The organism is Myroides odoratimimus, from assembly GCF_038039805.1.
Taxonomy (GTDB): domain Bacteria; phylum Bacteroidota; class Bacteroidia; order Flavobacteriales; family Flavobacteriaceae; genus Flavobacterium; species Flavobacterium odoratimimum_B.
Genome location: NZ_JBBPHK010000001.1, coordinates 250311 through 263168, shown reverse-complemented (window position 1 = coordinate 263168; position 12858 = coordinate 250311). Strand labels below are relative to the sequence as shown.

The following is a 12858-nucleotide window of genomic DNA, read 5'->3' as shown; positions in this document are numbered from 1 at the left end:
TATTATGCAAAGAGGTAAATTAATCGTTTTCTCTGCTCCATCTGGTTCAGGTAAAACTACAATAGTAAGACATTTATTAGAACAAGAAGATTTGAACCTAGCGTTCTCTATCTCTTGTACATCTCGTGAACCAAGAGGTGAAGAGGTGAATGGTAAAGATTACTATTTTATTTCTCTTGAAGAGTTTAAACAAAACATAAAAGGGGAGAAGTTCTTAGAATGGGAAGAGGTATATAGAGATAACTTCTATGGTACACTTAGTAGTGAAGTAGAGCGTCTGTGGGCAGAAGGTAAGAATGTAATATTCGATATCGATGTAGCAGGAGGTCTTCGTATTAAGCGTAAGTTCCCTGATGAGACTTTAGCAGTATTTGTGAAGCCACCTAGTATCGATGAATTAAAGATTCGTCTTAAGAAACGTTCTACAGAGAGTGAAGATAAGATCAATATGCGTATTGCAAAAGCTTCAGTAGAATTAGCTACAGCTCCTCAGTTTGATATGATTATTAAGAATTACGACTTAGATACAGCTAAGAATGAGGCTGTAGAGTTAGTAAAGAACTTTATAAAGTAAGAAGATAAGTATGAAGGTAGGATTGTATTTTGGAACATTTAATCCTATTCATATAGGTCATTTAGTTATTGCTAACCATATGGTGCAGTACACTGACCTAGATGAAGTATGGATGGTGGTAACTCCTCATAGTCCTTTAAAGAAAAAGAAAGGTCTATTAGAAGATTTTCACAGGATACATATGGTTAACTTGGCTACGGCTGATTATGATTATATCAAGCCTTCTGACGTAGAGTTTAATTTGCCACAACCTAATTATACTGTGAATACGATGGCGCATCTACATGAGCGTTATCCTAAACATGAGTTTAGTTTATTAATGGGACAAGACAATCTAGACAGCCTGCCTAAGTGGAAGAACTATGAGGTACTATTAGAGCGTTATCCTATCTATGTATATCCTCGTATATTCAGTGGTAAAGAGGAGGCTAATCCTCTTCTAGATCACCCTAATATACACCTAGTAGAGAATGCTCCAATCATGGAAATATCTGCTACGTTTATTAGAGATTCCATTAAAGAGGGTAAGAATATTATGCCTCTGCTCGATAAAGAAGTGTGGAAGTATATAGACCACAACTTGTTTTATAAGAAATAATTAAATAGAATTTAATACTATAAAAGGAATGCAATTGCATTCCTTTTTTTAATTTTATAAGATAAAAAGAAAGTAGTTATGTTGAATTTTGAATTATATAACCCTACTCGTTTATTGTACGGGAAAGGACAGATAGAAGAGATTGCTAATCTAATCGATAAAAAAAATAAAGTACTGGTAGTATACGGTGGAGGAAGTATTAAGAAGAATGGTGTTTATGACCAAGTGATAAAAGCTTTAGTAGGGTATGAAATAGTTGAGTTTTCGGGAGTAGAACCTAATCCTCGATATGAGACATTAGTGAAAGCTGTTGATTTGATTAAGAAAGAAAAGGTTGACTTTATCTTAGGTGTAGGAGGAGGAAGTGTGATAGATGGAGTTAAGTTTATCTCTGCAGCTGTGCATTTTGAAGGAGAGGCTATAGATATTATTCAGAAAAAACTAAATGTAAACTGGAAGGCTATGCCTTATGGTGCAATACTGACATTGCCTGCTACAGGTAGTGAGATGAACTGTGGCGCGGTGGTAACGATAGAGGCTACACAAGAGAAGTTATCATTCTCAGGAGAGGTATTATACCCTGTGTTCTCTGTATGTGATCCTACTGTGATTGCTTCTTTGCCTGAGAAGCAGATTGCTAATGGTATAACAGATGCTTTCGTCCATGTATTAGAGCAGTACCTTACGTTCCCTCAAGGAGCACCTTTACAAGATAGGTTTGCGGAGAGTATCCTACAGACCTTAATAGAAGTAGCACCTAAGATATTAAAGGATCCTACTGATTATGATGCAGCGATGAACTATATGTGGTGCTGTACGATGGCTCTAAATGGGTTAATATCGAAAGGAGTAAAAGAAGATTGGGTGACACATGCCATTGGTCATGAGTTGACTGTATTATATGGTATAGATCACGGTCGTACATTAGCTATTATAGGCCCTAATCTATATAGTGTGATGTTCGAAACGAAGAAAGAGAAATTAGCTCAATTAGGTAAGCGAGTATTTACTCTAGAGGGTAGTGATGATGAGGTAGCTAGACTGGCTATAGAGCGTATGGTAATGTTCTTTCATTCTCTAGGAGTTGCTACTAAATTGAGTGATTATACTGAAGATGGAGAGAAGGCGGTAGAGTGGATTGCTGAACGATTTAATGAAAGGGGATGGTTAGCTATGGGAGAAAAGAAAAATATAACAATTGACAAAGTAAGAGAAATAGTCAAACTGAGTTTATAATTCTATAGAGAAGCATATTTACTGCAATGGTGAATGTGCTTTTCTTTTTTATGTTTAATGGGAAGCATATTTAGCAGTATATCTTATATATTGTTAATTTAATCTAAAATTGGTCACGGAATGAGAAGGTATATGCTTTGTTTTTAATTAAACTAAAATGAGAATATGCAAATAAAAGTGTTTTTTATCAGCTTGTTTCTGAGTTAAAGTTAGATTTATTTCAATATTTATTGAATAAATGATGTGTTTTTTCAGCTTAAGCTATTGTTGTTCTAATTGTTTGCAATGTGTTTTTTACTTACTTTTGACCAACTAATAAATTTAGTGTATGAATGAATATCCGAAAATTGCAGTTATAGGTGGTGGGAGCTGGGCTACTGCTATAGTAAAAATGTTGAGCGAAAACCTAACTGAGATTGCTTGGTATATGCGTAACGAATCTGCATTAGAAGAGATAAAAGTTAATTATCACAATCCTAATTATCTTAGTTCTGTAGAATTTGATGTAGAGCAATTAAGATTGACGAATGATATAAACAAGGCAATATCTTATGCGGATTATGTAATCTTTGCTATTCCGTCTGCGTTCTTGTCACAGGAGATGAGTAGACTACATGTTAGTTTAGAAGGGAAAGTTATCGTCTCTGCGATTAAAGGGATTATCCCTGAGACGAGTCTTATCGTAGGAGAGCACTTCCATCAAACTTATAATGTACCATACGAGAACATTGCAGTAATCACTGGACCATGTCATGCTGAAGAGGTGGCATTAGAACGACTATCTTATTTAACGATTGCTTGTCAGACTGAAGAGTACGCTAAGACAATATCTAACTGTGTAAGCAGTCATTATATTAAAGCGAAAACAACAGATGATATTATCGGTACAGAATATGCAGCAGTATTAAAGAATATTTATGCTGTAGCATGTGGTATCGCTCACGGTCTTGGCTATGGAGATAACTTTCAAGCTCTACTGATGAGTAATGCTATCCGTGAGATGAAAAAATTCATTAAGAAAGTGCATAGGATGAAACGTAATATTAATAACTCTGCCTATTTAGGAGATTTATTAGTAACAGGGTATTCTCTGTTTTCTCGTAACCGTATGTTTGGTAATATGATAGGTAAGGGATATACTGTAAAGTCAGCTCAAATGGAGATGAATATGATCGCAGAAGGGTACTATGCCTCTAAAAGTGCTTATGAACTAAATAAGCAATATGGTGCTAAGACTCCGATAATCAATGCGGTATATGATATCTTATACAATGGAAAAGATCCTAAAAAGGTATTCAGAAAACTTACTGAGAAATTAGATTAAAAAAAATATAGATTTAGCCGTGTTTAGGTTTTATTCTAAAAAATTAAAATAACTTATTGAAAAACAATAAGTTATTTTTTTTAGTTGTATTTTTGATATTCGAAAGTTTATTTGTAATTTGTTGATTTACTATTAGTTATGGTGTATTCTCTTGGGGGAGATTATTCCATTTAGTTTTGTCGAGTAAAAAATTAAAAGATGGATCATTTAATCAATCACCCTGTATTATTAGGGGTATTTGGAGTAGTCGTTATTATTATGCTACTTTTAGACTTAGGAGTATTCAATAAACACAGTCACACTGTATCAACAAAAGAAGCGCTTATTTGGACGGCCGTTTGGGTAGGTCTGGCGATGTGCTTTAGTGGAGTAATTTATTATTACCTAGACTTTGAAAACTTTGCAAGGTTTCAATCAGCTTATTGGATAGAGAAAGCATTATCAGTAGATAATTTATTTGTATTTATATTGGTATTTACCTTCTTTAAGGTTCCAAAAGAATTACACCACAGAGTGTTATTCTGGGGTATTTTAGGAGCATTAGTCTTTAGAGCTATCTTTATTTTTGCTGGTGTAGAGATTATTAATCATACTTATCTACCTGCAATGGAATTATTCGGTAGAACTGTGGAGATTAATGTAGTATTGACCATATTTGGTGTTTTCTTATTGATTTCGGGTATTAAGTCTTGGTTTGCAAAAGAGGAACACGATGAGAATGAAGACTTGTCTAAGAATTTCGCTGTACGTATGGTGCATAAGTTCTTTAAGGTAAGTGATGAGTATGATGGAGAGAAGTTCTTTACGGTAAAAAATGGAGTACGTATGGTAACACCATTATTCGTAGCATTAATGGTGATAGAGTTCACAGACGTGATTTTTGCAGTAGATAGTATACCAGCTATTTTTGCTATCGCACCAGATGATCCATTTATCTTATATACCTCTAATATCTTTGCAATTTTAGGATTGAGATCACTGTACTTCTTGTTAGCTAACTTCATGGATAGATTCTCTAAGTTAAAGTATGGTTTAGCAATTATCTTATCTTTTATTGGAATCAAGATGATAGTATCACCATTCTACCACGTAGAATCATTAGTGTCATTAAGCATTATTGGAGGGGTATTAGTCCTGTCAGTTGTAGCTTCATTTATGTTTCCTCCTAAAAAAGAATCAATAAATTAATAATAATATATTATGAAAAAGCCCTTCTAGTACACTAGAAGGGCTTTTTCTATATTGTAATCTATTGAATAGTCTATAGCTTAAGAGATTCTGAAGGTTTAGCAGTACCTCTATGACACATAGCACATGATACTACATCTATTGTTTCAGGCTTCGGGTGATTTTGCCAATTAAAGTTCTCTGCATTGATCTTTTGAGTCATTGTGATCATGTGTCTTGCGAACTCTTTTTCTTTTTTTGAATCTGCAGCGAAGTCTAGTTTATCTGTTCCTTCTACTGTAGTGTGACAGTATCCACATTTCACTCCTAAAGCATCATTATAACCTCTCATTAGTCCTTTCAGGCTGTCATTAGAAATATCTTTAGGCAATACCTTTAAGTTTTTCCATTCTGTATCTCCTGCTTTACTTTCTGTTATAAGAGTCGATGAGCTAAATGCAAATAATGTTACTAATACACCTAAACAGCTTAATATGCTCAATACATTTTTTATTTTCATAATTATCTATTTTAAGTTCTGCTTACCAAATTAAGCAAACTAACATTTGGATTGATTATAAATTAAGGTATTGAGAGATAAGGGATTAAATTATTTTACTAATATTCCCTTTTTAGTAGTAAATGGCAATGTCTGTAGGTGTGCGTCTCCTAGAGAGTCCTGAATGAAGGTATATGTCTTATCATATAATTTACCTCCTTGGAAGAAAGTAAGCATAAATGAATTACTTAGTTTAAAAACCGACTCATCTAACAATTCTATTTTTACATTTTCTTTTGGAGCAAGTGATTTGAAGGCATGTCTAAATACTCCAGTACCTCTTACTTCACCATCTATCTCACCTATCGCTTGTGATACTACAAGTATAGCTTCCATTTCTTGATCTGAATTGTTGAATAGATATGCATACCATGAGTCTGCTAAGAACTCTTCATTGTATTCTTTTATAATCGCAATCTCGATATCTTTTACTACTGGAATCTCTATGTCTTTTTTCATTGTATTAATATTTTGGGCAAAGATAAATGATTTTGTCCTAAATATCGTAGGGATTGAAGTGAGGTAGAGTTGGTTTAATATTGTAGTATAAATAAGAGGCTGATTGTTAATTTTTAGGTTAATTATATGTTTTGTGTAGGTGTTTGTCTGTTTTGATTTTAGTGATAAAGTAATTAATTTAAAATAATGCTGTTTTAGTTGTAACAAATAACTTAAATAAAGTACTAATTGTTATAATAAATATTTATAGCAATGCGTAAGTTGTTTGTTTTTCTAGAAAAGAAAAGATTGTCTCGAAGCAATGATAAGACCATGAATACAATATTGGTTGTCTTTAAATGGATAGCGATAGTGTATTTTGGTTTACTGTTTTTGGTAATGGGGATGAGTGGATTCTTTATTATTGAAGATATGAATCTAGGTATGGGATCACCTATACAGGTAGTTAGTAGATTTTGGATGTATTATATGGTGATGGAGATGTTTATGAGGTTTACACTTCAGAAGTTGCCGACAGCCAGTATAAAGCCGTTGTTAGTACTGCCCTTCCCAAAGATTAAGATCGTGAACTTCTATATAGGGAGCTCATTCATCAGTGCGTTTAACTTTATTCAGTTATTATTTATTCTTCCATTTGCGATAGTTAGTATTGTACAGGGATATTCTGTTCTAGGAGTAATCGCTTGGATGATAGCAGTCTATTTATGTGTGTGTACGATGCATTTTGTCAATATACTGATAGAATCTTATAAATCTGTTTTTATAGCTGTTATAGTAGTATTCGGTTTATTAGCCGCGATTCAGTATTACCAATTATTTGACAGTACTTTATACACGCAGCACTTGCTGTATAGTGTGTATGAATATCCTGCATTAGTATTAGTTTACGGTGGAGTATTATGGATCGCTGTTAAGATGACTATGTGTTACTACGTTAAGAATATGTATATGGATGATCTGTTAAAGGTCAAAGTAGAAGTAGCTACTACACGTGAGATGAAATGGTTAGATGGATTTGGGACATATGCTTCTTTTCTTAAGAATGATTTACGACTAATCACCAGAAATAAACGAGCACGTACTACAGTGTTAATGAGTGTATTATTTATGTTCTACGGATTCCTTATACTTCGCCCAACAGAAATGGGAGGGTATCCGACCTTTATGCTAATCTTCGTTGCCTTCTTTGTTTCAGGTGGATTCTTGATGATGTTTGGACAGTATGTGCCTAGTTGGGATTCTTCATATTACTCTTTTATGATGACTCAGAATATCACGTATAAGAATTATTTAAAGTCAAAATGGTTAATTATTGCATTGGGAACTGGCGTGTCTATGTTGGCGGCGGTATTGTATATCTGGACGAGTATGGATCTAGTGTATTTGATCATTGCGAATGGAGTGTTTAATATTGGTATCAATGGTTATATCGTATTATGGGGAGGTGCTTATCTAAAAAGCCCTGTAGATCTAACTGCGAATAAGAATGTGTTTGCAGATAAGAATGCATTTAATCTAAGGGTGATGCTGATCTCACTACCGAAGCTCTTTTTGCCTATTCTAATTTATTATATCGGGTTTTGGGTATATGGTTTTTGGGGAGGATTTACCTTGCTAACCTCAGTAGGAATCATAGGAATGTTCTTCCAAAATTTGGCGTTTAAGTACATAGAGAAAATTTATAAACAAGAAAAATATAGCACAATAGAGGCTTTTAAATCTAAGTAATATGATAGTAGTAAATAATTTAGTAAAGTCTTATGGTCAACAGACTGTTTTAAATATACCTAGTTTAGAAATAGCGAAAGGACAAAGTGTTGGATTGGTGGGGAATAATGGAGCTGGTAAAACAACTTTTTTTAGCCTTCTGTTAGATTTAATCAAACCAACTCAAGGGAGCATTTCTAATAAAGGAAATGTAGTTAGTGAAAATGAGGAATGGAAAAAGTATACAGGATCATTCTTTGATGATTCTTTCTTAATCGGGTATTTGACACCTGAAGAATATTTTTATTTCGTTGGAGAATTGAGAGGGATGTCTCGTACAGATATAGAGAGTTATTTAAATGAATATGTAAGTTTCTTCAATGGAGAAGTGTTGAATCAACGTAAATATTTGCGTGATTTCTCTAAGGGAAATCAGAAAAAGGTGGGTATTATAGCGGCTTTTATGGGAAAACCAGAGTTAGTTATCTTAGACGAACCTTTTGCTAACTTAGATCCGACTACACAGTTGAGATTAAAAGAATTGGTAAAACAGAAAATGAAAGATAGAGAGATCACGATTATTATATCTAGTCATGACCTTCAACATACTTATGAGGTATCTGACAGAGTAATCGCCTTAGAAAAAGGACAAATCATGAAAGATGTCCTGACACAGGATATCACATTTGATGCATTAGAAGAGTTTTTTCAGGTATAATAGAGTGGACTTCTTCTTTGTTTCAGTATAAGTAAATAGACTTAATACATTATGGTATAATTACCTTGCTTTAGATTGTGATTATTAGGTTAAAATAAAAATAGGAGAGTCAGTAGACAAGCTTTGATTTCGGTATTGATAAATGAGAAGAAAGCGTTTTGCTTGCACTTCTTAGGGGATTGCTAGGAGTTTTCTCGGGGTTTTCTTGCCTAGAAGGTGCTTTTCTCGAAGAACTGTGCCAGAAACCCTCAAGCAATCTCCTAGTAGGTCAAAACAAAACTGTCTTTAGTCTAGTAACAAGAGCGGATAAGAAATAGAATTCAGGTGTATTTATTTCTAAAGATGCTGTCTAGATATTTTTTTGTTCAGTTGTTTATAGTTGTGTTTGTTGTACTTCTGATGTTATTGTAGCAAGCCCACTATTAATCGAACATAAAGAGAGAATATTGCTTAGTTGGTTAGTTAGCAGAACTCTAGTGAATATATTTTGCTAGAGTTTTTTGTTTGTAGTTATTGCTTAATATTTCATAGAAGTAGGACAATAGAAAAAATTCTATCTTGTGAATGTTTTAGTGATATGAGGATAGATTTCTATAGGATGTTATAAATTGACTGAGATATTGCGATAAGTAGTGTAAATTACTTTTATAGGTTTTGTTTCTGTAGAACTTTAAAAACTTTTAAAATACTGTAGAAGTATTACTAAAAGTAATGTATTTTTACGTTTTGTTATATACTAAAATAGTGAATTTGTAGTTTTTAAGTAAAGCTCATTGTGTTGAATACTCGTTTTAAATATCTGATTTTTTTAGTTTTACTTCTTTTAGGAGCGGCTTGTTCTGTAAAGAAAGATAAGTTATTGAATAGGGGGTATCACGCGATGACTACTCGGTATAATATTCTGTATAACGGAGAATTAGCGTATGATGAGGCTTTAGTCTCTTTAAAAAAGGATTACTATGATGACTTTTGGGAGATACTACCTGTAGAGCGTATAGACATTAAGATAGATTCTACACGTGAGTTTGATAGAGGTAGATCTCTAGAATCTAAGAAAGGGTCTATTCTGGAAAACGTGCAATTAGATGGAGCTAATGTTACAGGTGAAGAAGAGCAAGGAGAGGTAGGATTTAGACGAGCAGAGGACAAGGCTGCTAAGGCTATACAGAAGCACTCTATGTACATAAAAGGGCGTGAGCGCAACTTCCAGATCGATGATGCTTATCTGATGTTAGGACAGGCTAGATACTATGATGGCCGTTTTGTACCTGCATTAGAAGCGTTTAATTATATCTTGTATAAGTATCCGGACGGGAGCTTAATAAATGATGCTATCATCTGGCGTGAGAAATCTAATGTGCGTCTTACTTATGATGATATTGCGATTAAAAATTTAAATGAATTTATTCGAGATAAAAAAGATAAACTAAAGAAGCAGCAAGTAGCAGATGCGAATGCTACGCTTACTCAGGCTTATATTAATATAGAGGAATATGCCTCTGCAATACCCCCTTTAAAGATAGCTATAGAACACACTAAGGATAAGGAAGAGTATGCAAGATATACTTTTATCTTAGGACAGCTATATGCTAGGTTAGGTAAAGAGATGGAAGCGAATGAGGCTTTCGGTATTGTAATCGATATGAATCGAAAGAGTCCTCGATCTTATGTGATACAGTCTCATGCGCAGCAGTTTGGGCTGAAGCCTACTCAGGCTAAAGATTCGGTAGCATTCTTAAAGAAGTATAAAAAACTAATTAGAGATAGAGAGAACAGAGAGTATCTAGATGTATTACATCGTCAGGTAGGGCTGTTCTATGAAGGAAGTGGTAACACTAAAGAAGCATTAAAATCGCTAAAAAGAGCTGTTAAGCTAAGTAAAGGTGATAAGCAATTAAAGTCTAAAAACTACTTGAGTATAGCTGAGATTTACTTTAATGAGGCTGGGTATGCGTTGGCAGGTCAGTACTATGACAGTGTCTTATCTATCATGCCTGCTAAGGCTAAGGAGCGCTTTAGAATCACTAAGAGACGTGATGCATTAAGAGATGTTGTAAAATACGAGAGAGTCGCTCATGTGAATGATAGTGTACTTCGATTAGTAGCGATGAGTGAAGATCAGCGTATTGCTTATTTTCAGAAATATGTTGATGATCTTAGAAAAGAAGATTTTAGAAAGCTACAGGCAACACTTAAAAAGCAAAAAGGTGGCAATCAGAATTATTTTAATATGGCGACTTTTGGAGAGGCTATCGATGCTGCTTTAGGTACAAATAATCAGCAGACAGGAGGTAGTTCTACTTTTTATTTCTATTCAACACAAGCAGCTGCTTTTGGGAAGACTGAGTTTAGAAGAAAATGGGGGAATAGGCCTTCTGTAGATAATTGGAGATGGGCTAGTGATATACAAGAGGCACAGAATAATGCTGTGGCAGAAGAACAAGCGGCTCAGAATGCAGGTCAAAATAATAGTGCTGAAAAGTTTAACGATGCTAGGTATGATATTAATAGCTATATTTCTAAGATTCCAACTGATGAAAAAGAAATAGCTACTATCAAGAAGGATAGAGACTTTGCTTATTTCCAACTGGGATCTATGTATGCAGATAGATTTAAGAAATATGATTTGGCTAGTCAGAGATTAGAATCGTTATTGACCTTTGAGCCTACAGAGAGATTGATTCTACCGAGTATGTATAAGCTCTATAAGATATACTTAGAGATAGATATGGCAAGGGCATTAGCCATGAAGGATAGGATCATCGGTCAGTATCCTAATTCTAGATACGCTAAGCTATTACAGAATATGTCTAGGGATAAAATAGATGACTTATCACCAGAGCAGATTTATGCTCAGGCGTATAAGGTATATGCGGAAGGGACGGATTATAACAATGCGTTGCGAACTATAGATCGCGCTTTAGAGCGATTCGATGATGATGGATATGTAAGTAAGTTAGAATTGCTAAAAGCGCATGTAATAGGTCGATTGAAGGGAATAGAGGCTTATAAAGAGGCCTTGAACTTTGTAGCATTAACATATAGTTCTTCACGTGAAGGGCGAGAAGCAGAGGAATTGTTGAAAACCACTATCCCAATGTTAGAAAGTAGAGAGTTCTCAGTAGGAGACTCTAATAATTGGAAAGTAGTATTATTGATTCAAGATAAGGAATCAAGTAGTAACCAGTTGATTAGTCGTAGATTTATACAGTTTGCAACTGCTAATAGCAGTAAGGGAATAAAGTATTCTGAAGATCCGTATATTGGTGTAGGAGAGTTCTTTGTGTTACATGGATTTAAGACTAGAGAGGATGCTGAGTATGCAGCAAGAAGTGTGGATAGTAACGCTGTCACTATTAGTACTGATAACTACGTTATCGTCCAGATAAAGAAAAATTGGGAGAAATATATAACTCCATCAGAATAAGGTTGAAAAAAAAAGTAAAAAATTATGTTCCAAAAAACAAAGAATGGTGGGCCTATAGATCACTTAGGTAAAACGAATAGAATTATTGAGGCTACAATAATTAAAGGAGATATTGAAGCAGTGACAGATTTGCGTTTAGATGGTGTCTTACATGGTAATCTAAAAGTAAAAGGTAGAGTAGTAGTAGGACCTCAAGCTCAGGTTATAGGAAATGTAGAGTGTGAGAATGCGGATATAGAAGGCTTAGTAGAAGGAGTCTTAAAAGTAAAGGATCTATTGCATATCAAAGAAACTGCTGATGTAAAAGGAGACCTTATTGTGGGTAGACTTTCTGTAGTACCAGGGGCTAAGATTCAAGTGAAATGCGATATGGCTATAGCAGGAAACGGAGAGCAAAGTTCTGGTAAGAAAGGAAAATAAATAGAAGTGAAAAAAAATTCAGGGCCAAACCGTTGGTTAAGTTTAATTAATATCCCTATTCAGATGGGGGTAACTATTTACTTGTTTCACTTGTTAGGTACTTGGTTAGACGATAAGTATAATTTAGTTGATGGATTAGCAAATAAAATTTGTACGTTAATTGGAGTAGGATTAGCTTTGTACCAAGTTATAAAACAAGTAAATCAATTAAATAAAGATTAATGGATAAAGAAACAGTAAGTTTAAGTTTAAAGCTTTTTGGAGTTTTAGCAGTTATATTTGCAATTCATTTTGCACTTTTTACATATACTGATTTTGGTCAGTCATTTGTAGAATTAGGGTATTCATTAGCGGGTTTTTATGGCTTTGAATTTGTTTTTTCTATAGGAATATTATTTGCTATGCAAGGTATAAAAACGAGTATGCCTAACAGTTTAGGATATGTGTTTTTAGGCTTTATTACAGTTCGGTTATTGGCTAGTTACCTATTTGTGAGAGAAGGATTAGATAGCGATAATGTAGATGAACTATTTAAGTATAATTTTCTGTTAGTAGTCTTGATTTATCTTGGCGGAGATGCTTTTATTGCATATCGTATTTTAAATAAGAAGGTTAGTTAACAAAAAGATAATAAAAAAAAGTTTCGCAAGAAAGTATGAAAGTCTAAGA

Annotated in this window: 13 protein-coding genes; 11 read left to right on the top strand and 2 right to left on the bottom strand. The window is 34.0% G+C overall.

All coding sequences use genetic code 11. The features are described 5' to 3' along the window. The first annotated feature begins 4 nt into the window (after positions 1–4). The 5 genes from gmk (at position 5) to AABL85_RS01155 (ending at position 4920) form a co-directional block, all read left to right on the top strand. The gene (gmk, locus tag AABL85_RS01175) at positions 5–574 is read left to right on the top strand and encodes a guanylate kinase (protein ID WP_006257851.1); all 570 of its coding nucleotides are present in this window, start codon (positions 5–7) and stop codon (positions 572–574) included. Between the two features lie 10 nt (positions 575–584). Continuing rightward, positions 585–1172 (top strand): nicotinate (nicotinamide) nucleotide adenylyltransferase, encoded by a 588-nt coding sequence (gene nadD / locus AABL85_RS01170; protein ID WP_025124282.1) that lies wholly within the window; start codon positions 585–587, stop codon positions 1170–1172. 78 nt (positions 1173–1250) lie between these two features. Next, positions 1251–2408 carry an iron-containing alcohol dehydrogenase gene (locus AABL85_RS01165; protein WP_341308871.1) on the top strand — a complete coding sequence of 386 codons (1158 nt, stop codon included), beginning with the start codon at positions 1251–1253 and terminating at the stop codon, positions 2406–2408. Between the two features lie 328 nt (positions 2409–2736). Continuing rightward, the gene (locus AABL85_RS01160; RefSeq protein ID WP_006257848.1) at positions 2737–3732 is read left to right on the top strand and encodes an NAD(P)H-dependent glycerol-3-phosphate dehydrogenase; all 996 of its coding nucleotides are present in this window, start codon (positions 2737–2739) and stop codon (positions 3730–3732) included. A 198-nt stretch (positions 3733–3930) separates the two neighbouring features. After that, entirely contained in the window at positions 3931–4920 is a 990-nt protein-coding gene (locus AABL85_RS01155) for a TerC family protein (RefSeq protein ID WP_131540410.1), read from the top strand. Positions 4921–4993: 73 nt separating this feature from the next. Here AABL85_RS01155 and AABL85_RS01150 read toward each other — a convergent pair whose 3' ends face one another. Beyond that, positions 4994–5419, bottom strand: a complete 426-nt coding sequence (locus tag AABL85_RS01150; protein ID WP_286436608.1) for a c-type cytochrome — start codon at positions 5417–5419, stop codon at positions 4994–4996. A gap of 90 nt (positions 5420–5509) precedes the next feature. Beyond that, positions 5510–5917 carry a hypothetical protein gene (locus AABL85_RS01145; RefSeq protein ID WP_131540412.1) on the bottom strand — a complete coding sequence of 136 codons (408 nt, stop codon included), beginning with the start codon at positions 5915–5917 and terminating at the stop codon, positions 5510–5512. A 252-nt stretch (positions 5918–6169) separates the two neighbouring features. On the opposite strand from AABL85_RS01145, the gene AABL85_RS01140 reads away from it, so the two are divergent. The 6 genes from AABL85_RS01140 to AABL85_RS01115 all read left to right on the top strand — a co-directional run bounded on the left by AABL85_RS01140 (position 6170) and on the right by AABL85_RS01115 (position 12809). Continuing rightward, positions 6170–7645, top strand: coding sequence for a DUF5687 family protein (locus AABL85_RS01140; RefSeq protein WP_341308870.1), 1476 nt, complete (start codon positions 6170–6172; stop codon positions 7643–7645). Position 7646: 1 nt separating this feature from the next. Beyond that, entirely contained in the window at positions 7647–8342 is a 696-nt protein-coding gene (locus AABL85_RS01135) for an ABC transporter ATP-binding protein (RefSeq protein WP_131540414.1), read from the top strand. A 775-nt stretch (positions 8343–9117) separates the two neighbouring features. Continuing rightward, entirely contained in the window at positions 9118–11769 is a 2652-nt protein-coding gene (locus AABL85_RS01130) for a tetratricopeptide repeat protein (RefSeq protein ID WP_341308869.1), read from the top strand. Positions 11770–11793: 24 nt separating this feature from the next. Beyond that, positions 11794–12189, top strand: a complete 396-nt coding sequence (locus tag AABL85_RS01125) for a bactofilin family protein (RefSeq protein WP_131540416.1) — start codon at positions 11794–11796, stop codon at positions 12187–12189. A gap of 6 nt (positions 12190–12195) precedes the next feature. Then, on the top strand, positions 12196–12411 hold the full coding sequence (locus AABL85_RS01120; RefSeq protein WP_006257840.1) for an AtpZ/AtpI family protein: 216 nt from the start codon (positions 12196–12198) through the stop codon (positions 12409–12411). Further along, positions 12411–12809: a hypothetical protein gene (locus tag AABL85_RS01115; RefSeq protein ID WP_341308868.1), complete on the top strand. Its 399-nt coding sequence runs from the start codon at positions 12411–12413 to the stop codon at positions 12807–12809. Before AABL85_RS01120 ends, AABL85_RS01115 begins: the two co-directional genes overlap by 1 nt. Positions 12810–12858 lie beyond the last annotated feature (49 nt).